Annotated in this window: 23 protein-coding genes; 11 read left to right on the top strand and 12 right to left on the bottom strand. The window is 36.0% G+C overall.

Features of this window, described 5'->3' with window-relative positions:
* Nucleotides 1-19: 19 nt before the first annotated feature.
* Both hblA and hblB read left to right on the top strand, forming a co-directional pair.
* A complete protein-coding gene (hblA, locus tag ACIGHG_RS14670) occupies nt 20-1147 on the top strand; it encodes a hemolysin BL binding component B (RefSeq protein WP_396549087.1) in 1128 nt (375 codons plus the stop codon).
* A gap of 1100 nt (nt 1148-2247) precedes the next feature.
* Nucleotides 2248-3648, top strand: a complete 1401-nt coding sequence (hblB, locus tag ACIGHG_RS14665; RefSeq protein WP_336473639.1) for a hemolysin BL regulatory component HblB — start codon at nt 2248-2250, stop codon at nt 3646-3648.
* Nucleotides 3649-3988: 340 nt separating this feature from the next.
* On the opposite strand, the gene ACIGHG_RS14660 is transcribed toward hblB, so the two are convergent.
* From ACIGHG_RS14660 to ACIGHG_RS14640, 5 genes are all read right to left on the bottom strand, one after another.
* Nucleotides 3989-4642, bottom strand: coding sequence for a potassium channel family protein (locus ACIGHG_RS14660; protein ID WP_396549085.1), 654 nt, complete (start codon nt 4640-4642; stop codon nt 3989-3991).
* Nucleotides 4643-4675: 33 nt separating this feature from the next.
* Nucleotides 4676-6019: a TrkH family potassium uptake protein gene (locus ACIGHG_RS14655; RefSeq protein ID WP_396549083.1), complete on the bottom strand. Its 1344-nt coding sequence runs from the start codon at nt 6017-6019 to the stop codon at nt 4676-4678.
* A gap of 52 nt (nt 6020-6071) precedes the next feature.
* Nucleotides 6072-7352: an ArsB/NhaD family transporter gene (locus ACIGHG_RS14650; protein WP_336473636.1), complete on the bottom strand. Its 1281-nt coding sequence runs from the start codon at nt 7350-7352 to the stop codon at nt 6072-6074.
* A 104-nt stretch (nt 7353-7456) separates the two neighbouring features.
* Nucleotides 7457-8431 carry a phosphotransferase enzyme family protein gene (locus ACIGHG_RS14645; RefSeq protein WP_396549081.1) on the bottom strand — a complete coding sequence of 325 codons (975 nt, stop codon included), beginning with the start codon at nt 8429-8431 and terminating at the stop codon, nt 7457-7459.
* Nucleotides 8432-8502: 71 nt separating this feature from the next.
* Entirely contained in the window at nt 8503-8730 is a 228-nt protein-coding gene (locus ACIGHG_RS14640; protein ID WP_396549079.1) for a hypothetical protein, read from the bottom strand.
* Between the two features lie 140 nt (nt 8731-8870).
* On the opposite strand from ACIGHG_RS14640, the gene ACIGHG_RS14635 reads away from it, so the two are divergent.
* The 3 genes from ACIGHG_RS14635 to ACIGHG_RS14625 are packed head-to-tail and all read left to right on the top strand — an operon-like array spanning nt 8871 to nt 11447.
* Nucleotides 8871-9872 (top strand): ABC transporter substrate-binding protein, encoded by a 1002-nt coding sequence (locus tag ACIGHG_RS14635; protein ID WP_336473634.1) that lies wholly within the window; start codon nt 8871-8873, stop codon nt 9870-9872.
* An 11-nt stretch (nt 9873-9883) separates the two neighbouring features.
* Nucleotides 9884-10648, top strand: coding sequence for an ABC transporter ATP-binding protein (locus ACIGHG_RS14630; protein WP_336473633.1), 765 nt, complete (start codon nt 9884-9886; stop codon nt 10646-10648).
* Nucleotides 10641-11447: an ABC transporter permease gene (locus ACIGHG_RS14625; protein ID WP_336473632.1), complete on the top strand. Its 807-nt coding sequence runs from the start codon at nt 10641-10643 to the stop codon at nt 11445-11447. The genes ACIGHG_RS14630 and ACIGHG_RS14625 overlap by 8 nt, the downstream gene beginning before the upstream one ends.
* A 22-nt stretch (nt 11448-11469) precedes the next feature.
* On the opposite strand, the gene ACIGHG_RS14620 is transcribed toward ACIGHG_RS14625, so the two are convergent.
* The 5 genes from ACIGHG_RS14620 to ACIGHG_RS14600 form a co-directional block, all read right to left on the bottom strand.
* Entirely contained in the window at nt 11470-11868 is a 399-nt protein-coding gene (locus tag ACIGHG_RS14620; RefSeq protein ID WP_396549077.1) for an RDD family protein, read from the bottom strand.
* A gap of 274 nt (nt 11869-12142) precedes the next feature.
* Nucleotides 12143-12508 carry a hypothetical protein gene (locus ACIGHG_RS14615; RefSeq protein WP_336473630.1) on the bottom strand — a complete coding sequence of 122 codons (366 nt, stop codon included), beginning with the start codon at nt 12506-12508 and terminating at the stop codon, nt 12143-12145.
* A gap of 53 nt (nt 12509-12561) precedes the next feature.
* Complete coding sequence (locus ACIGHG_RS14610; RefSeq protein ID WP_336473629.1) at nt 12562-13647, bottom strand: recombinase family protein; 1086 nt, start codon at nt 13645-13647, stop codon at nt 12562-12564.
* 320 nt (nt 13648-13967) lie between these two features.
* Nucleotides 13968-14447 (bottom strand): RNA deprotection pyrophosphohydrolase, encoded by a 480-nt coding sequence (ytkD, locus tag ACIGHG_RS14605; protein WP_090916587.1) that lies wholly within the window; start codon nt 14445-14447, stop codon nt 13968-13970.
* Nucleotides 14448-14528: 81 nt separating this feature from the next.
* On the bottom strand, nt 14529-14843 hold the full coding sequence (locus ACIGHG_RS14600; protein WP_336473628.1) for a hydrolase: 315 nt from the start codon (nt 14841-14843) through the stop codon (nt 14529-14531).
* A gap of 109 nt (nt 14844-14952) precedes the next feature.
* On the opposite strand from ACIGHG_RS14600, the gene ytzI reads away from it, so the two are divergent.
* The 3 genes from ytzI to ACIGHG_RS14585 are packed head-to-tail and all read left to right on the top strand — an operon-like array spanning nt 14953 to nt 15620.
* Nucleotides 14953-15102, top strand: coding sequence for a YtzI protein (gene ytzI, locus ACIGHG_RS14595; protein WP_090916591.1), 150 nt, complete (start codon nt 14953-14955; stop codon nt 15100-15102).
* Between the two features lies 1 nt (nt 15103).
* Nucleotides 15104-15337 (top strand): DUF3953 domain-containing protein, encoded by a 234-nt coding sequence (locus ACIGHG_RS14590; protein ID WP_336473627.1) that lies wholly within the window; start codon nt 15104-15106, stop codon nt 15335-15337.
* Nucleotides 15338-15389: 52 nt separating this feature from the next.
* The gene (locus ACIGHG_RS14585) at nt 15390-15620 is read left to right on the top strand and encodes a YczI family protein (RefSeq protein WP_396549073.1); all 231 of its coding nucleotides are present in this window, start codon (nt 15390-15392) and stop codon (nt 15618-15620) included.
* 91 nt (nt 15621-15711) lie between these two features.
* On the opposite strand, the gene luxS is transcribed toward ACIGHG_RS14585, so the two are convergent.
* A complete protein-coding gene (gene luxS / locus ACIGHG_RS14580) occupies nt 15712-16185 on the bottom strand; it encodes an S-ribosylhomocysteine lyase LuxS (protein WP_090916597.1) in 474 nt (157 codons plus the stop codon).
* Between the two features lie 129 nt (nt 16186-16314).
* Between luxS and yidD the strand changes: the two genes are divergently transcribed.
* The gene (yidD, locus tag ACIGHG_RS14575; RefSeq protein ID WP_020061405.1) at nt 16315-16545 is read left to right on the top strand and encodes a membrane protein insertion efficiency factor YidD; all 231 of its coding nucleotides are present in this window, start codon (nt 16315-16317) and stop codon (nt 16543-16545) included.
* Here yidD and ACIGHG_RS14570 read toward each other — a convergent pair.
* Nucleotides 16542-17105: a beta-class carbonic anhydrase gene (locus tag ACIGHG_RS14570; RefSeq protein WP_336473626.1), complete on the bottom strand. Its 564-nt coding sequence runs from the start codon at nt 17103-17105 to the stop codon at nt 16542-16544. The genes yidD and ACIGHG_RS14570 overlap by 4 nt on opposite strands.
* A gap of 219 nt (nt 17106-17324) precedes the next feature.
* On the opposite strand from ACIGHG_RS14570, the gene ACIGHG_RS14565 reads away from it, so the two are divergent.
* Complete coding sequence (locus tag ACIGHG_RS14565; protein WP_336473625.1) at nt 17325-18671, top strand: cytochrome ubiquinol oxidase subunit I; 1347 nt, start codon at nt 17325-17327, stop codon at nt 18669-18671.
* Nucleotides 18661-19689, top strand: coding sequence for a cytochrome d ubiquinol oxidase subunit II (cydB, locus tag ACIGHG_RS14560; RefSeq protein WP_336473624.1), 1029 nt, complete (start codon nt 18661-18663; stop codon nt 19687-19689). Before ACIGHG_RS14565 ends, cydB begins: the two co-directional genes overlap by 11 nt.
* Nucleotides 19690-19824 lie beyond the last annotated feature (135 nt).

The raw sequence follows: 19824 nt of genomic DNA, 5'->3' as shown, positions 1-19824 counted from the left end.
TATATAGGAGGAATATGAAATGCTAAATAAAATCCCTTACAAAATACTTGCTGCATCAGTGCTTTTAACGATGACAACAACTTCTGTAGTCTCACCAGTAGCAGCTTTTGCAAGTGAAATTGAACAACCTAGCACTGGAGATATGTCTCTTTCAGCAAATGAGGGGAATATGAAAGAAGCCTTGCAAAAGGCTGGATTATTTGCAAAATCTATGAATGAATATTCTTATTTGTTAATTAAAAATCCAGATGTAAATTTTGAAGGAATTACTATTAATGGGTATCCGGATTTACCTAGTAAAATTGTACAAGATCAAAAGAATGCAAGAGCACATGCTGTTACATGGGATACGCAAGTAAAAAGGCAGCTTTTAGATACATTGACAGGCATCGTCGAATACGATACAAAATTTGACAGTTATTATGACACATTAGTACAGGCCATTAATGACAATGATGGAGATACTTTAAAAGAAGGAATTACAGATTTACAAGCTGAAATTCAACTAAACCAAAAGCAGACACAAGAATTAATACAAAAATTAACTGAGTTAAGAAACGCTATTGGAGAAGATGTTAGAGCATTTGGAAGCAATAAAGATCAATTATATACGATTTTAAAAAACCAAACAGCTGGGCTTGAGGACGATCAAAAGCGTCTAGATGAAGTTTTAGGGCAAGTAAACTATTATAAAAAATTAGAATCTGATGGATTTACAACAATGAAGGTTGGCGTTTTTGGCCTATGGTGGATTGGCGGTATCATAGTAGGTACAGCAAGAGATAATTTAGGTAAGTTAGAGCCATATTTAGCAGAAATACGTCAGACTGTAGATAATAAAATAACATTAAATCGTGTAATTGGAGTTGCATATAATAATACTGATCAGATGCATAAGGCGATTGATAATGCTATTAATGCTCTTACTTATATGTCCGCGCAATGGCATGATTTAGATTCTCAATATTCGGGAGTACTAGGACATATTGATACGGCATCTAAAAAAGCTGATCAAAATAAATTTAAATTCTTAAAACCTAACTTGAATGCAGCTAGAGACAGTTGGAAAACATTAAGAACAGATGCGGTCACATTAAAAGAAGGTATCAAAGAATTAAAAGTAGAACCTGTTACTCCGCAAAAATAAGGAGATATCGGTTCTGTTACAAAGAATCTAGGAATACATTGTTAAATAGTCATACGGCAATTAATAATTCCTTATATAAAAGCGAAAAGGCGGAGTCTGATTACAGACTTCGCCTTTCGCTTTTATATAAGTTTCATCCAAATGCCAAGATAACCATACAGTTTTGCTTATTTTTAAAAACTTTGCAACAGAACCTGTTCATTTCATAATGTTTTATCCCCCACCTATCTTCTTTACTTCTCTCTCAATCTTAAGATGGGGTCTTACTGCCCGTTAATGAGAGATCAAATTCCACTCTGTATTACTTTTCATTTTATCCCCTTCAAACGTTTTATCTCCTATATCGTTATCCTTGTTTTCTGCTTTGTATTCTCCGGATGTATCTAGTTTGTACCTATACGTTTATAAATATTTTTAGCATATCTCATCTCATTCCTTATAGAAGAAACTTTTCCCTGTAATGTTTACAGGAAATATAATTACTATTCATATGATAATAATATTTTGGATTATGTATCGTTGATATGGCCCTATTTATATGCAATTTTGCATTTCCTAAATAAAGTAAATCAACATACAACGTACCATTAAATTATATTAAAAACATTTTTTATCAAGCGATTCATAGAGATTAATGAAAATCATTATATTTTAGATTTAATTATCAGATTATAATTACTTCACCTAGTGAAATGATTTATAGTATTTCATTTTTTAGCTATAATGTTTTTCTTTACTGTAATATAAAATATATAAATTTAGTAATATATATAGTGGAATTTTATTATTTACTTCTTAAAAACATAATGTTTAAATGAGGGCATAAGGTCCTTACATTCTATGTAAAGTACATAATAACGAGAGTTTCTTAAGCTTAACATTCTAACAAATATTCAACAACAATGGGAGCCAATTATAAAGATTTACTTAATCATATCGCCTCTATGCAAGAACATAAATTCTCTGTAATATTTGATGATTTAAACACTACTAAACAAAGTTGAAATGATATTCATAAAGATGCAGAATTCATTTCGAAAGACAGCGCTTTGAAAGAAGAATAGAACTTACAATCAAAACCTATATAGGAGGAATATGAAATGATGAAAAAACTCCCTTACAAACTACTCGCTGTATCGACGTTTTTAACTATAACAACAACTTATGCAGTCACACCAGTAGCAACTTTTGCAAGTGAAATTGAACAAACTAACAATGGAGATATGTCTCTTTCAGCAAATGAAGAACAGATGAAAAAAGCTTTGCAAGATGCTGGGGTATTTGCAAAATCTATGAATGAGTATTCGTATTTGTTAATTCATAATCCAGATGTGAGTTTTGAAGGAATTACTATTAATGGGTATGCAGATTTACCTATTAAAATTGTACAAGATCAAAAGAACGCAAGAGCACATGCTGTTACATGGAATACGAAAGTAAAAAAACAACTTTTAGATACATGGACAGACATTATTGAATACGATACAAAATTTGAAAATTACTACGGAACATTAGTAGAGGCGATTAATACAGGGAATGGAGATGCTTTAAAAACAGGGATTACAGATTTACGGGGGGAAATTCAACAAAATCAAAAGTCTGCAAAAGCATTAATAGAAGAATTAACTAAATTAAAAAACGATATTGGAGAAGATGTCAGAGCATTTGGAAGCCATAAAGAGACCTTGCAATCGATTTTAAAAAACCAAGGTGCTGATGTGGAAACTGACCAAAAGCGTTTAGATGAAGTTTTAGGACAAGTAAACTATTATAAAAAATTAGAATCTGATGGATTAACAATGGTGAAAATCCCTTTTATTCCCACGTTGATTTCTGGTGGTATAATGATAGGTACAGCAAGAGATAATTTAGGCCGATTAGAGCCTACATTAACAGAATTACGTAAGACTGTAGATTATAAAATAACATTAAATCGTGTAGTTGGAGTTGCGTTTCATAATATTAGTGATATGCATAGTACGATTGATAATGCTATTACTGCTCTTACTTATATGTCCACGCAATGGGATGATTTAGACTCTCAATATTCGGGCGTACTGGGACATATTGATAAAGCAGCTCAAAAAGCTGATCAAAATAGATATAAATTCTTAACCCCTAACTTGAATTCAGCTAAAGACAGTTGGAAAACATTAAGAACAGATGTTGTCACATTACAAGAAGGGATGAAAATTGCAGAGAAAAAAGAACAGGATCTCATGAATCAGCTTCGTCCATCAAACGTTTTCTACTTTTATAAAAAAATTCATAACGCATATACATTTGAAATAAAGACTGGAACAAATGCACCAAATGCGTCTTATAAAGTTATGAATTTAACTAAAAACACTGTTCATAACATGTGGAGTGGAGGACCAAATACAAGCATGTGGGCTGACTGGCTTTCATTCAATCCAAAAGATGAATTTGCGGTGGTAGCAGTAGTGGATGGGAAAGAATACATTGTATATAAAGACAAAGTAGAAAATATAATGAACTGAACCCGAAAATTTAGACAGAAAAAATTGTTGTAATTTATTATACTTTACGTCGAAAAAACGAAGTTTGGTTGTTGCAAACTTCGTTTTCGTTTATATAGAGCATGAAGGGGTACGGAAACATCGCCATCAAGCTAAGGAGCATGAGATACCCCATGCCTATCAACCTAACAGAACATGATTTAAAAATCCTACACACCGCTACTTGCTTTCTCCTTTTGTTTTAAACATTGCATGTGGCAGGAAAGGGCCCTGACCGTTTCTATGCACGGCCAGATGCTCTCGTCCCTCTTAAAAAGAAAGTTTTTTTTTTTGTCGGTTACATCTTTTTCAAGCTTACTGCTTATTCAAAGTCTGCAAAACGATGCAAATTTATCTTTTCTCCAATCATAACTAAACCATCTCCCTCTTGCACAACTTCATCTGGGGAAGGAGAAATATTGATTCTGCCCTTACTTTTAATGGCAATGACATTTAAATTTAATTTTGCTCGAATATCCAGCTCTTTCAGACTTTTCCCCGACATGTTAGGAGGGACTTTAATTTCTTCAATATTATAATCCTTGGCGAGTTCAATAAAATTAAGAACATTCGGTAGCATAAGCTGATGTGCTACACGTTCTCCCATGTCCCACTCAGGAAATACGACCCAGTCCGCGCCTACCTTCTCTAACACTTGGCCGTGTCGTTTATTAAGCGCCTTGACTACAACTTTGTTTACTCCTAATTCTTTTAGTACTAAAACCGTTAAAATACTTGCTTGAATGTCATTTCCAATTGCGACAATGACTGTATCAATGTTCCGAATGCCGATTGCTTTTAATGCCTCTTCATCTGTCGCATCAGCGATCACAGCATGGGTAGCAGCATCCTCAAGCTCATTTACACGTTTTTCATTGCTATCTATTGCTAACACTTCATGTCCTGCTTCTACTAATGTATTTACAATACTTGAACCAAACCTTCCGAGTCCAATGACTGCATATTGCTTTTTCATATTCCTATCGCTCCTCTAAGGATGAATGAACACCTAACCAATCATAATTTTTCCTTTCGGATAACTGAACGGATCTGAATTTCTTCGCAGTGTAACGGCAAAAGCGATGGTCAATGGTCCTACCCTTCCTGCAAACATCGTTAAAGTAATAATAATTTTTCCAAGCGGAGATAATTCAGGGGTCAGTCCCATAGAGAGACCTACCGTTCCAAAAGCAGAAGTTGCTTCAAAGAGAATCATTAAAAAATCTTTTCCTGGCTCTGTTATTGTTAGCAGCATGGCAGCGATTATAACGATAGATAGCCCAGCTAACATAACGGTAAGTGATTTATAAATTGTATCGTATGCAATTCTTTTTCGAAAAAAGATTACGTCTTCTTTTCCTTTTATTTGCGAACGTACTGCTCCTAAAAGGATTGCAAATGTAGTTGTTTTGATTCCTCCACCCGTAGATCCGGGAGAAGCCCCGATATACATGAGAATAATCATAATAAAAAGGGTTGAATGGTGTAAATCTGAAATACTTAGCGTATTTGCCCCAGCTGTTCTTGGTGTGATAGCTTGAAACAAAGAAGCTAACCATTTACCAAACATGGATAACGGTTGTAACGTTTTTGGATTATGAAATTCCAACAAAAAAATCAGGAGCGTTCCTGCTACCACTAGCAAAGAACTTGTAAAAAGAACTACCTTCGTATGCAAGGAAAGGCGCCTAATCCGTCTGTATTCATATACCTCATTCATAACGATAAAACCAATACCGCCTAATGTAATCAACGCACAAACTACCAATGTAACAATTGGATCTTCTACATACTCAGTTAAGCTTTTAAACTCTCCCATTATATCGAATCCTGCGTTATTAAAATTTGAAACGGAATGGAATATCCCGTAATACATAGCCTTGGAGAGTGGCATATCAAACGCAAAACGAATCGCTAATAAAATCGCGCCGATCAATTCAATCACGACTGTAAAAATAAGAATTCTCTTTGCCAAACGGACAATACCGGAAATGGATAAATGGTTCAACGCCTCTTGTAATAACAGCCGTTCTTTAAGAGAAATCCTTTTTCCTAACAAAACTGCAAAAAAGATAGCAAACGTCATAAATCCTAAACCGCCTATTTGAATAAGAAACAATATAACGAGTTGGCCAAACAAAGTGAAGGTTGTTCCGGTATCCACTACGACAAGCCCAGTTACACATGTAGCAGACGTAGCTGTAAACAATGCATTTAACCAAGGAAGACCTTGACCATCTGTTGTTGCAACCGGAAGAGTTAACAGGAGCGAACCGATGAAAATAATGAAAGCAAATCCTGCTACTAACGTTTTCGGAGGATCCATATAAATTATTTTTTGTTTGTTCTTCATAGTTGTTTCTCCTATACATTTTTTTAAGGAAAACTGCTCTTTTATTCTTTCTTCACATTAAATACCTAACATATATGTAAATAGTTGATAAGATAATGGAGATAATCATCACAGGAAAGCCAACTATTAAATATTTCATAAAAGAGATATGATGACCTTGTTTTGCCGCTAACCCAGCTACTACTAAATTGGCACTTGCTCCAATCAGAGTTCCATTACCACCTAAACACGCCCCTAGCGACAAACTCCACCATAAGGGCTCTAAATTCGTTATTCCAATTGAACCCATTTCTTTTATCATAGGAATCATTGTTGCTACAAATGGAATATTATCCACAAAAGCAGAAACAATCGCACTCATCCATAAAATTAAGAGCGTTGTCATTTTCACTTCTCCGCCGGTTAGAGCCATAGCTTTTTTTGCTACCATTGCTATAAGTCCTGTTTCCACCAATCCACCAACTATAACGAATAAACCGATAAAAAAGAAAAGAATTGTCCATTCAACTTTTTCTAATGTCCTATCTAAATACTTGTCACCGGTCATCAGCAACAGGAGAAAAGCTCCAAATAAGGCGATTGTAGCCGTTTCAATATGAATAAATTGATGAAGAAAAAAACCGCCAATTGTCACTGCAATCACAAAGAAACACTTTTTTAACAGCTTTGCATCTTTAATCTCGTTTCTTTCATCCTTGTTCAGTAATTCGTTTATTAAATCAGGAGTTGTTTTTAGCTTTTTTCTATAAATGAGAGTAAATATAACAAGAGACACTAATAAAATAACAAAGCTAATAAATGTTAAATTATTCATGAACGCAAGAAATGTTAGTTCTTTTACAGCACTACCAATCATAATATTGGGCGGATCTCCAATCATGGTGGCAGTACCGCCGATATTCGAAGCAAAAATTTGGGTAATTAAATAAGGAGTAGGATTTACCTTTAGTTGCGATGTGATGCTTAATGTAACTGGAACGATGAGTAAAACTGTCGTGACATTATCTAAAAAAGCGGATGCGAGGGCAGTAATCAGTCCGAGCACAAAGAGAAGTCGAATTGGATTTCCTTTCACCTTTTTCGCAGCCCATATAGCAATGTATCCAAATACACCTGTCTGAGCAGTAATCGATACAATAATCATCATCCCAACTAACAAACCAATTGTATTAAAATCAATATGATGAATAGCTGTTTTTTGATCGATAACCCCAAAGACCACCATCATGATTCCACCTAACATAGCAATAAGCGTACGGTGAATTTTTTCCGAAATAATCCCAGCGTATGTAATCAAGAAAATCCCTAGTGCTATAATCGCTTTCGTTTCCACGTTTATCCTCCATAATCTTTGTATGTTCTTTATTGTAACGATTGCTGTATTTTTTTATGCACAAAAAGAACCCTGCTACTAAACAGGGTTTAAAAAAACACTTCTTAAACAAACGTCAAAAAGTCTACATTTGTATATGGAATTTCACGTTCAATCCGGTACTGTAAATCTTGCAATGTATATGCTTGCCACTCTTCTAAATTGTTAGTATCCCACACTTCATGAAACAACGTAAATAAAAAGACTTCACGTAGTTTCAGAAAAAGAGGAATTTGTCTTACTATCTCTTTATCCATTGTATGTTCTTTGTTGTAGCCCTCTATGAAATGCTTCATGAACTCTTGCGGAAAAGATACATGTTCCGGCCTTACCGATAACCCTTGCCACACCGCATGGTAAAATGTTGCGGCAATATCTTGGGCAAACCAGCAAAACGAACAATCATCAAAATCAAAGATTGTTAATGTGTCGCCTTGAACAAAAAAGTTTCCTTGATGAAGGTCATTATGAATGAGCCCGTATGTATTTCGTTCCTTAGAAAGTTCTTGAACTTCTCTAACCGTTTTTTCATAGTTTGCGGCTAATGTTGTACTGATTGATGTTAAAAAGTTCATAGATTTTATATCGCATTTCCAAATTGGCCTCTCGTATGTTTCATAATCGCTGGCATTTTGTTTCGCAATTGCGTGCATCCTACCAATTGTTTGTCCCCAATTTTGAAATAGTTTCGCATTCCATTTCTGTTCATCCGCAACGTTCACAAACTGACCAGGGGCCTTTATAAATGAAGTAATAAAAAATAACTCTTCCTCTATATCTATTTGTTCTATCTCGTTCTCACAATAAGAAGTAACTGGCATCGAAACATTCACGCCGCTTGCTTGTAGACTGCGCATAAAATCTAGTTCACTTTGGATTTGTTTCAAACTTCTACTAGAACTCGGTGTAATTCGTAAAATACGCCTTTCTTCTTCATATGTATATTCATATACTTCATTTTGAAATCCGCTAGAGAGCTTTACACAGCTTTCTTCTTTTCCTCTAAAATACTGCATTGCTTCTTTGACTTTTGCGTTCATGTTATATACCTCTTCTCTTCTTTTCCATGTACATTTCCTTTATCTCTTTTAACAAAGTGACACTTTCATTTTTATGACAAAAAAATCCAAAATTCCCACAGTACACACACGATAAAAATGAGTGAATAATCGCTGAAATCTAATCTTGGTCCCTTCTTCACATGCACCTCTAACAACGTATGAATAAAATTTCCTTCCTTATACTTTTGAATGCTTTTCATTGCATACCTATGAATCAGAAATTGTAGTACTGTGAAACCGGTAGCCAATATTAAAAAGAAAAAAAGAAAATCAATCATAGAAATCCTCCTTATTTCTTTGTTAGCTCCCTCTTACCTTTCACTTCTTTCCTATTTCAAAAAATTCCTCCTCTGTCCACTCACATATAGGCATTTACCCACATACATTAAAGTAAATGTATTTTGGGAGGTGTCATACATTGCGAAAAATTCTAGCGTGTTTTTTAATTGTTTTTCTTACTGCCTTTACATTTATTGCATGTAATAAAAAAGAAGAAAGTGCAAAGGTAGAGAAAGTGCGCGTTGGTGAGGTGACACATTCATTATTTTATGCTCCGTTATATGTCGCGATGGAAAAAGGATTTTTTAAAGATGAAGGACTCGAAGTTGATCTGCAAACAACTGCTGGCGGCGATAAAACGATGACAGCTTTATTATCAAATGGCATTGATATCGCGCTTGTCGGTTCAGAAACGTCTATTTATGTTCATGCGCAAGGGGCAAAAGATCCGGCAATTAACTTTGCACAATTAACACAAACAGATGGAACATTTCTCGTTTCTCGCAAAAAGTTGGATTCTTTTAACTGGAATGATGTGAAAGGCGCAACTTTCCTCGGTCAGCGTAAAGGCGGGATGCCACAAATGGTTGGGGAATACGTACTGAAAAAGCATGGAATTGACCCGCACAAAGATACAAATTTAATTCAAAATATCGAATTTGCGAATATCGCGAATGCCTTTGCGTCTGGCACTGGTGATTTCGTACAGCTCTTTGAACCGACTGCTAGCATTTTCGAGAAAGAAGGGAAAGGTTATATCGTTGCTTCCTTTGGCGTTGAATCTGGAACTGTTCCGTATACAACCTTTATGGCAAAAGAAAGCTTCTTAAAGAAAGATAAAAGGGTTGCCGAAAAATTTACACGTGCTATTTATAAAGCACAGCAATGGGTCGATACACATAGCCCAGAAGAAATTACAAAAGCTGTTGAACCACGCTTTAAAGATACGTCAAAAGATATTATGGTAAAAGTCATTGATCGTTATAAACAACAACATTCATACGCAACGAATCCATTGTTAGACGAGGCAGAATGGAAACAACTACAAAGCATTATGAAAGAAGCTGGCGAATTACCGAAAGAAGTGCAACATAAAGAGTTAGTAAACACATCCATTGCAGAAAGCGTTATTAAGAAATAGTGGAGCAGACAATGAACCTTCTCCAGCTTTCTAACGTATCTCATTGCTTCTTCTCAAAAGAAAATGCCAGCCTCGTTTTATCGAATATTTCCTTAACAATCGAGGAAGGAGAATTTATCTCCTTCCTCGGTCCAAGCGGCTGCGGCAAAACTACATTACTTTCTATCATTTCAGGCTTACTGAAGCCAATGAAAGGGAGTGTCTTTCTAGATGGTGAATGCATCACAAAACCAACGTCCTCCATCGGTTATATGCTCCAGCAAGATTACTTGTTTCCGTGGAAAACAATTGAAGATAATGTCTTCGTCGGCTTACAGATTACGAAAACATTATCTTCAAAGACGAAGCAACATGCCTTGCAACTATTAGAACAAGTTGGCCTGCAAGGTGTTGAGAAGCAATATCCACGTGAGTTATCAGGCGGAATGCGCCAGCGCGCTGCTCTCGTCCGGACGCTTGTAACAAACCCGAAAATATTATTACTAGACGAACCGTTCTCTGCACTTGATTATCAAACAAAATTAAAATTAGAAGAACTCGTTTTTTCTATTTTAAAAGAATATAAGAAAACATCGCTCCTCGTTACACATGACATTGAAGAGGCAATTGCGATGAGCGATCGCATTTACTTGTTACAAGCAAAGCCAGGTCGCATTGCCAAAGTGTTTTCGGTTCCAGAAACCATTCGCTCCCTCTCGCCGTTTGAAGCACGTCAGCACCGTGATTTCCCTTCATTCTTCCAGATAATATGGAAGGAGTTGGAACGACTTGGATAAGATAAAAGAATTTCATCAAGACTTTCAAAAACGTGAAACGAAGCGGACATTTGCCGTTCGAACATTGCAGCTGCTCATGCTCATTCTCTTTTTCGCATTATGGGAAATCGCTAGCCGAAACGAGTGGATTGATCCATTACTATTTAGCTCACCTTCTAGCATCTTTCATTTACTCATCACAAAATGGCAAGATCATTCCCTTTGGCCGCACATATATACAACGCTCCTTGAAACGTGTCTCGGTTTTATCCTTGGAACACTTCTCGGTACGTGCATCGCAACCTTTTTATGGTGGAGCCCATTCATTGCTCGTGTACTCGATCCGTACCTTGTCGTCTTAAACGCAATGCCAAAAGTAGCGCTCGGACCCATTATTATCGTCATCTTCGGGCCAAATATTTCATCTGCCGTAGCGATGGGTGTTATCATTTCCATCATCGTTACAATCCTTGTCATTTATAGCGCTTTTCAAGAAGTAGACGCCAATTATTTGAAAGTCATGCAAACCTTTGGCGCAAACAAATGGCAATGCTATAAACAAGTGATTTTACCAGCATCGTTCCCAGCAATTATTTCCACATTAAAAGTAAATGTCGGTCTCTCTTGGGTCGGGGTTATTTTCGGTGAACTGCTCATTTCAAAAGAAGGGCTCGGCTATTTAATTAGCTACGGTTTTCAAGTCTTTAACTTTACACTCGTCTTGCTGAGTGTCCTTCTTACATGTATTCTTGCCACGCTTATGTATGTGCTTGTCGCAGCATTTGAAAAGTTCATTACGCACACGAAAAAAGCAACCTAAGTTAACTAGGTTGCTTTTCTTATTAGTCATGAATAACTTGTGTTCCTGCAATGAAATCGTGAATAGAACGTTTATCTTCTCGCAGTGCCACCATAAATGCACTTACGATAATAGCAATTCCAAGCGTAATTCCATATACCATTCCAGCTAATAGGTAACGTTTTAACGTAGTCCAAATCGTAATTTCCTGTCCATCAATACGTACAATTCGAACTCCTACAGCTTTCTTACCCACCGTATACCCTATCCATACGACAGGAACAATTAGGGTATATAACACTTCTAAAATATTCAATGTCCCCTCTACTATATCTTCGGACATGTTTAGAAGCCTGAAAATCAAATAAAACGGAAGAAATATAAGTGCATCCAAAATGTTAGCCCCAAGCCTTCTCCAAAACCCCGCTGATTGTTGATCCATATTATACTCTCCTTTTCTCTTGTACATTCTAGTTTAGCAATATATTATAAATTGTCTTAAACCCAATAAGATCGACTTAAAAATGTGTTCTTAAAAATCACTTAATAAACAACAACACTTATACAAAACATTTTTTCGCAAAGTCTTAAAACTACAAACCTTTACTATATTACAGTATAACAGATTTAGGGATAATTTTACGTTTTTTTCCTTATTATTAATTAATTAGGATAATTTGCTTTTTCCACATCAAATCAACAGAGATACTCACTCATTACCATTTCATTAACATTCCCACAAGTGGTATTTTAAATGCACCTAAGCATGCAGGAATGATAAGTGCAAAAACAAGAAAAATCCCTTGAACTATTTGCTTTTTCCATTGCGATTCTGGGGCAAACTTTTGATAAAAATAACAGAAAAGAATAGATATAAATAAACATAAGAAACCAATCAAAGGAGGATATAGCTGTAACATTACTATAGGTGGAAACTCAGCGTTTGGAGCGTCTAAAAACATAGAAACACCAAATATAGTTAACAAAAATATTCCCAAATTAGTCCAATGAAAAGATATGATTAATATAAATACTATTAAAATAAATTTATTTTTTAATAGATTCGTTACACTATTATTCATAACTGATGCATTCTCACCCTCTTTATATCATGACTTTATCTCATTTTTTCATTCTACGCTTCTTCCACTTCCTCAGAAATTTCCTGTAACCCTGCTAACACTTCCGCTCTCATCTTCACAAGCTCTGGGAATTGATAAAAGAAAGCAATTTTTTGATACTTTACTTCTTTTGATTCTTTCACCTTGTGAGAATCTTGTAAAATGAATGCTGTAAATGTATCGGCAATATCTTCTGCGACGTTCGTTGTTGCATATTCAGAAACAAATTTGTCTTCATGCTCTTCAAAAAACTGCATTTGCGCTTCTATATCTGTTTCTACTTTCTTCTCTTTCCATTCACTTTCAAGCGGTTTCCAAAACTGCTCATAAAATTGATTCACATACGACTCTTTCTTTGTGCAGCCTTCTGTTAAAAACAGCGTCGTACATTTCGATTCATATGCGGAGATATCTTTTTCTTCTGTAACGGCTTTTACATACTTTTTATCTACAGGGATTTGCGTTTTGTTTAACGTTACAACGTGAGCAGTTTCATGAATTAACGTTTTCACCACTTCGTTTATATTAATGCTGGAATCTAGTGCATCTAAGCTTAATATCCAGTCCTCAGGATTATCTTCATTTTGCATCACATGAGCAACGACATTATCATATCCATCCGATACAATATCAAATTCCTTTATATTCTCTCTATATTTTGCTGGAATTAAAACACTGTACATATCCCATAATATTTGGTGATAATCCGTGTCTTCATGAAATGCGCTAATTTCTTCCCTCGCCTCTTTATCATCAGCAAAAACTTTCTGTAATCTTTTTTTATCTAGCTTTTCAAAATACGGATCTACTAATTCATTGTTATCAATATAATAAGATGCTAAAAAGAAGTAACGTTCGTCATCTTTTCTTTGTTCTTCGTACGCTGTTATTTCGTCTTTATTTTCTACTTCTGTATATGTTTCTAGTTCAGAGATTCCCTGCATGTTTTTATTAATCTTACTAAGGAATGCATCCCCGGTTTTTAAACACTCTTCCTTTGTTTTACATACTTCTTTTACAACATTATTTGCTTTACTACAGCTACTAATTATGCAAATAAATAGGAGCAAAAATAAAAAATGAATATAGTGTTTCCTCATAACGTCCTCCTTGCACTCTATTATGTCATTGAAATCATAATCAATTTTGGCAAAAGATACAATAATACGAATCAACTATATACATACAAGTTGATAAAAACCTTTTCTTTTTAGGGTGGGCGAGAGGATCTGGCCATACATAGAAGTGGTCAGATTTTTTTCTGCCACATGTGAGGTTTAAAACAAAAGGAGAAATGCTACATAGCAGCGGCTTATATGTCGAAAAAATGAAATGGATTTATAGACGACGTCGTTCGCTGCAACTGTTTATCCCGTACTAACAGACCTACTTCTGTAAAATAAAAAAGAAATCGGTTGCTCTACTTTGTAAAACAGCCGATTTCTTCTATATGCTGCATTGTGCGCGCTAGTACGTCATCACGCATAATGAAACTGAAGCGTCTATTTTCTTTAATGTCCTCTGGAATATGTGTTAATAATACAGATCCCTTCGTTTCTTCATAGTGCGTATGTTGTTCTACGGCACTAATTGTTGCGAAATAAATGTTTTTAATGATTATTTTGTCTTTTCCGGATACTTTATATTGTCCGATATACGTTAAACTCGACACAATACCGCCCGTTTCTTCGTGAACTTCACGAGCTGCTGCTTCTTCCGGTGTTTCTCCCTCTTCTACCTTTCCACCTGGAAATTCAAGACCACGGCGCAAATGATGGGTTAATAACCATTGATCCCCGTACCGGCACACAACCCACACATGCTTTGGCTCAGGAGAAAATGGGTAACGTTCAAACGATAATTGTACAGTGTTATGATAGTAATCTTTAAATGTGTACATGCCCTACTCCCCTATTGATGGTTACAAATTTCTTACCATAAATTGTAGCACATTCTGACTAGTATGACTAATCTTATCCTATCATAACCCATCGATAATACCCATCTGTGCAATTAACTCTTTCGCCTCATTGTCCCCAAGCTCGTAAATCATTCGATACGCTTTTTGCAGCTGTGCATCATACCGATCATTATTGGAATCATGATGATATTCTACAAACGGCACATGCGAACGTACAAACGTCCCAAGATCTTCACGATACGCATTATCAAAGTACTCTCGCAGCCTCAAAATTTCCTCATCCGTCGCTTCAATCGTAAAACTATATGTATTGGCCGTTTTCACTTGTGAAATTTCGCCATTTGCAACTGAAATATAGTATGTCTTTTTATCCATAGAACGCCCCTTCTTTCACCTACTTTACTTTCTATTGTTTTCATTTTTTACAAAAATATGTAAAGAGAGGTATCTGCGATGATAAAATAAAGAAAAAGGAGGTCTTTCTATGGTGAAGATATTAATTATATCAATCATTGTAGTCATTGTTGTGCTATTGCTCTCAGTACTAACAATTAATAAAGGATATTCCTATAAACATTCAGTAGATTCTGTCGAGGATAATCCGTATCAAGAAGAAAATGTAAAGGAGAAATAACATGCTCAAAATATTACGGATTACTTTTCCCATCATCACGCTACTTTTAGGAGCATTCGGATTTTTTACAGATAACATTCCATTCATTTTACCTTATATGCTCATCTCTTTAGGACTCATGTGTTTCATTTCTAGTATTGCGGAATTTCAAAAACAACAAACAGCTGCTGGGATTTTCCTGTTTCTTACTGGCGCATTTACGTTATATGTACCGCTCTCACAGTTCTTTCGCTAAACAAAACACTATATGAGTGCAACGACCACAAAAAGTGATAAGGGGGACTACGATGCTAAGGGTACTTCGCATTCTATTCAGTACAATTGTTTTAATTTTAGTTATTTATTCCTTTTCTCATGAAGGAGATCAGTTGCTTTTTTATATACAAATATTCCTAAGTCTTACCTTCTTAACATGGGGGATTTCTGAGATAAAAGAGCAGCGCAAATTAATGGGGATTTTGCTCATTTGTGGTGCTATCTTTATATCCTTTGTCGCCCTCATAAAAATGTTCCGGTAATATTCTCACTACTTTATACCGGCGATTCGACAAAATTAAACATACGTTTACTAATAAAAAAGCTGCCTTTCCCAGGCAGCTTTCCCACATATTATCCAAATACTTTCTCAAGTTCGTCTTTATCTTGGCTTAACCAGAAATTCATTAAGCGTTTTGCACCTTCTAAGTCATGAAGTTTCGCTTGACCGCACTGCGTTTCGTTTGCCGCAGGAATTTCGGTAATTTTCACTGCGTCTTGCAGTGTTAACTCTAATAAATCGATGACTTCGCGTACTGTTGGCGTACCGCTTACAACAAGGTAATATCCTGTTTGGCAGCCCATTGGCGAAATGTCAATAATATCAAAGTGTGGATAACGATCGATATATTTACGTAAGTTAAATGCTAATAAGTGCTCTAGCGTATGAATGACATCTGGCTTCATCGCTTGTTTATTTGGTTGGCAAAAACGAATATCAAATTTATTTACGATACCGTCGCTGCCTACTTGATGAACGCCGCAATGTCTTACATAAGGCGCTTTTACAATTGTATGATCTAATTCAAAGCTTTCTACTGATGGCATATTCATCTCTCCCGCTTTCATTTTTAATCCCTATATATCCAATATGATATAACGGAATTGCAAATTAGTAAAGTATTATGTACAGACCGTGCTATAATACTTACAGCATATGCCGGAAAGGAGCTTATTATGAAACGCATTTTCATCGGTATCATCCGCTTTTACCAAAAGTTTATTTCTCCAATGACACCGCCGACGTGCCGCTTCCATCCAACATGTTCTCACTATGGGCTTGAAGCTATTCAAACTCATGGTGCATTAAAGGGAAGTTGGCTGACAGTGAAACGCATTTTGAAATGCCACCCATTTCATCCAGGGGGATTCGATCCTGTCCCAGAGAAGAAACAAAAGAAGAATTAACCTTCGTAACCATTCACAACAATATCTAACTTTCCTGTGTCCGGATGAATAACAAGTCCATGTACAGGAACTTCTGTTGGCATAAGCGGATGATTATGAAGTATAGAAACACTATGCTCTACGCTTTCTTCTACACTTGAGAATCCACGTAAAAACTTCTCTAAATCGATTCCAGAATAACGAAGTGTGTCTAGTTTCTCTTCTGAAACACCGCGCTCTTTCATCTTTTCAATTGTGCTGCTCGCTTGAATTTTTGCCATACCGCAATCGTGGTGACCAATTACACACACTTCATCTGCACCAAGTTCATAAATCGCAACTAAAATACTGCGCATAATACTTCCAAATGGATGTGAAATAACAGCGCCAGCTACTTTAATAATTTTCACATCACCATTACGCATGTTCATCGCTTTTGGCAATAGTTCGACGAGACGCGTATCCATACATGAAATAATTACCATTTTTTTATTTGGAAATTTACCCGTTTCGTATTCTTCATATTTTTTACTTTCAACAAATTCCTTATTATATTGCAAAATCTCTTCTAGAGCTTTCATAGTCAATCCCCCTTTTTCTTTATGTACCTACAATGCAAGTTTACCAAAGAACAAAAAAAACAAGAAATGTATTGCTTTATCTTAAGAATACAATTTTTCAGACAACAGTCATAATTCTTCCATAATTTCCACACAGTTCTGTAACAACTACATCGTACTTTGCTCACCTTTTCACTATAAACTAAATGTAGATAATGAAAAGAGGGAGTGAGCTTTATTATGTCCGACGTTCTGTTACTGAGTCGTTTTCAATTTGCAATTACAATCTTTTATCATTTCTTATTTGTACCGTTAACACTCGGACTTGTTATTTTAGTAGCGTTTATGGAAACGCAATATGCACGCACATTAAATCCAACATATCGAAAAATGGCAAATTTCTGGGGTAAGTTATTTACTATTAACTTCGTAATGGGGATCATTACCGGGATTACGATGGAATTCCAGTTTGGGACAAACTGGTCCGAGTACTCGAAATATATGGGAGATATTTTCGGATCTCCGTTAGCGATAGAAGCACTTGTTGCCTTCTTCTTAGAATCTACTTTCATGGGAATTTGGTTGTTCGGTAAAGATAAAATTTCACCAAAGTTCCGTGCTTTCTCTATGTGGATGGTCGCAATTGGAACAAATATTTCCGCACTTTGGATCATCACAGCGAACGGATTCATGCAAAACCCAGTTGGCTACGTAGTCCGCAATGGCCGGGCTGAATTAAATGACTTTTGGGCACTGGTTACAAATCCATATGCATGGCATATATTCTTCCATACTGTTGTTGGTTGTTATATCGTTGGTGCATTCTTCGTTATGGCAATTAGTGCATATCACTTACTACGTAAAAATGACGTTGAATTCTTTAAAAAATCATTTAAGTTCGGTTTAATATTTGGTTTATTTGCAGCAACTGCAACACCATTCATCGGTCACGAATCCGGTGCTTTCGCAGCGAAAATGCAACCTGCAAAAGGTGCAGCAATGGAAGCTGTTTGGGACACTGGGGAAGGAAAAGGTTTCTCAATTATTCAAATTCCTGATGTGAAAAATGAGAAAAACTTCGAAGCATTAACAATTCCAAAACTCGGCAGCTTCTTCTATACAAACTCATTTGATGGAAAAATTGTCGGTTTAAAAGATATTCCGAAGGACGAGCGTCCAAACGTAAATCTTGTTTATTATAGCTTCCGTTTAATGGTTGCACTTGGCACATTCTTTATGGCACTTACATGGTTTGGCTTCTATTTAAGCCGCAAAGGAAAACTAGAAAACTCAAAACGTTTCTTAAAACTTACAATGTGGTCTGTATTACTTCCATATGTAGCAATTAACGCTGGTTGGATTGTTGCAGAAGCGGGACGTCAACCTTGGACAGTATACAAACTAATGCGAACAGCAGAATCAGTTTCACCAATTTCTGTACCGCAAATTTGGTTCTCTTTAATTAGCTTAGTATTATTCTACACTTTACTATTAATTGCTGATGTATACCTTATGTTAAAATTTGCGAAAAAAGGACCTGAAGCATTAGAAGAGACTACAGAGGGAGGTGTCGCTCATGTCTCATGATACACTTGCAATTATTTGGTTCGGCTTATGGGGTGTGATTTGGACAGTTTACTTTATTCTGGATGGCTATGCACTTGGTAACGGAATGATTTTCCCATTCGTTACGAAAGATCGCCAAGAACGCAATCAGCTGCAAGAAGCAATTGGACCGTTCTGGGGTGGAAACGAAGTATGGTTAATTACAGCTGGGGGAGCAACATTCGCTGCTTTCCCAATCACATATGCAAACATGTTCAGTTACTTATACACACCGTTATTCTTAGTATTACTCGCTCTGTTTGCCCGTGCAGCAGGACTAGAATTCATGCATAAAGATGATTCACCAGTTTGGCAAACTGTTTGTAAATGGACATATACCGTTGGCAGTTTCTTAATTGCTTTCTTATTCGGCGTTACATTCGCTAACCTTTACTACGGACTACAAATCGGTAAACATGGCTATGAAGGAAATTTACTTAGCTTATTACACCCTTACGGCATTTTAGGCGGCCTGTTCTTCACGGCAATCTTCGTCGTATCCGGTGCTCTTTGGATTATGATTAAAACGACTGGTGAAGTATCAGATCGTGCTTATAAAATTGCGAAACCATTTTCAATGGCAGCAGCAATCATTCTAGCTATCTTCTATGTTGCAACAGCAAATCGTACAAACTTATTCCAAAACTTTACGGAATATCCTGTACTATTCTTAATCCCAGCACTTGCGATGTTACTAAGTGTTATCGCAATGACAATGGTGTTCAAACGTAAAATTGGCTTAGCCTTCACATTTGTTTGCTTAACAATCGCTACGTTTATGGCAACTGGTTTTGCTGGTATGTACCCAAGAATGCTGCCATCTCGTATTAATGATGCATACAGCACAACATTATTCCAAGCAGCTGGTAGTGAATTAAACTTAAAAATTATGTTCTTTGTCGCAATGGTAATGGTACCAATCGTTATTGGCTATCAATTATGGAGCTACACAATCTTTAAAGAGAAAATTCATAAAGACTCTGCAAAAGGGTATCACTAAAAATTATGAACCATCCTCTATCCGGGGATGGTTTTTCTGTTATTTTCTTTACTCCTTGATATATAATTAAAAAGGAATTTATCCCGCATTAATGGGCAGTAAGACCCCCACCTCAAGATTCAGAGAGAAGCAAAG

Origin of the sequence: Bacillus sp. NPDC077411 (genome assembly GCF_044543425.1) — a bacterium.
In the GTDB taxonomy this organism is placed as follows: Bacteria; Bacillota; Bacilli; order Bacillales; family Bacillaceae_G; genus Bacillus_A; species Bacillus_A bruguierae.
The sequence above is the reverse complement of the archived record's forward strand: the minus strand, read 5'-3'. Positions and strand labels throughout refer to the sequence as shown.

Excerpts from the sequence above, each read along its gene's own strand:
- ACIGHG_RS14655 (WP_396549083.1), bottom strand. The coding sequence starts at position 6,019 with ATGAAGAACAAACAAAAAATAATTTATATGGATCCTCCGAAAACGTTA.
- ACIGHG_RS14600 (WP_336473628.1), bottom strand. The coding sequence starts at position 14,843 with ATGGATAAAAAGACATACTATATTTCAGTTGCAAATGGCGAAATTTCA.
- ACIGHG_RS14630 (WP_336473633.1), top strand. The coding sequence starts at position 9,884 with ATGAACCTTCTCCAGCTTTCTAACGTATCTCATTGCTTCTTCTCAAAA.
- ACIGHG_RS14565 (WP_336473625.1), top strand. The coding sequence starts at position 17,325 with ATGTCCGACGTTCTGTTACTGAGTCGTTTTCAATTTGCAATTACAATC.
- ytzI (WP_090916591.1), top strand. The coding sequence starts at position 14,953 with ATGGTGAAGATATTAATTATATCAATCATTGTAGTCATTGTTGTGCTA.
- ACIGHG_RS14570 (WP_336473626.1), bottom strand. The coding sequence starts at position 17,105 with ATGAAAGCTCTAGAAGAGATTTTGCAATATAATAAGGAATTTGTTGAA.
- ACIGHG_RS14615 (WP_336473630.1), bottom strand. The coding sequence starts at position 12,508 with ATGAATAATAGTGTAACGAATCTATTAAAAAATAAATTTATTTTAATA.
- ACIGHG_RS14585 (WP_396549073.1), top strand. The coding sequence starts at position 15,390 with ATGCTAAGGGTACTTCGCATTCTATTCAGTACAATTGTTTTAATTTTA.
- ytkD (WP_090916587.1), bottom strand. The coding sequence starts at position 14,447 with ATGTACACATTTAAAGATTACTATCATAACACTGTACAATTATCGTTT.
- cydB (WP_336473624.1), top strand. The coding sequence starts at position 18,661 with ATGTCTCATGATACACTTGCAATTATTTGGTTCGGCTTATGGGGTGTG.
- ACIGHG_RS14645 (WP_396549081.1), bottom strand. The coding sequence starts at position 8,431 with ATGAACGCAAAAGTCAAAGAAGCAATGCAGTATTTTAGAGGAAAAGAA.
- hblB (WP_336473639.1), top strand. The coding sequence starts at position 2,248 with ATGATGAAAAAACTCCCTTACAAACTACTCGCTGTATCGACGTTTTTA.
- luxS (WP_090916597.1), bottom strand. The coding sequence starts at position 16,185 with ATGCCATCAGTAGAAAGCTTTGAATTAGATCATACAATTGTAAAAGCG.
- ACIGHG_RS14620 (WP_396549077.1), bottom strand. The coding sequence starts at position 11,868 with ATGGATCAACAATCAGCGGGGTTTTGGAGAAGGCTTGGGGCTAACATT.
- ACIGHG_RS14640 (WP_396549079.1), bottom strand. The coding sequence starts at position 8,730 with ATGATTGATTTTCTTTTTTTCTTTTTAATATTGGCTACCGGTTTCACA.
- ACIGHG_RS14610 (WP_336473629.1), bottom strand. The coding sequence starts at position 13,647 with ATGAGGAAACACTATATTCATTTTTTATTTTTGCTCCTATTTATTTGC.
- hblA (WP_396549087.1), top strand. The coding sequence starts at position 20 with ATGCTAAATAAAATCCCTTACAAAATACTTGCTGCATCAGTGCTTTTA.
- ACIGHG_RS14660 (WP_396549085.1), bottom strand. The coding sequence starts at position 4,642 with ATGAAAAAGCAATATGCAGTCATTGGACTCGGAAGGTTTGGTTCAAGT.
- ACIGHG_RS14590 (WP_336473627.1), top strand. The coding sequence starts at position 15,104 with ATGCTCAAAATATTACGGATTACTTTTCCCATCATCACGCTACTTTTA.
- yidD (WP_020061405.1), top strand. The coding sequence starts at position 16,315 with ATGAAACGCATTTTCATCGGTATCATCCGCTTTTACCAAAAGTTTATT.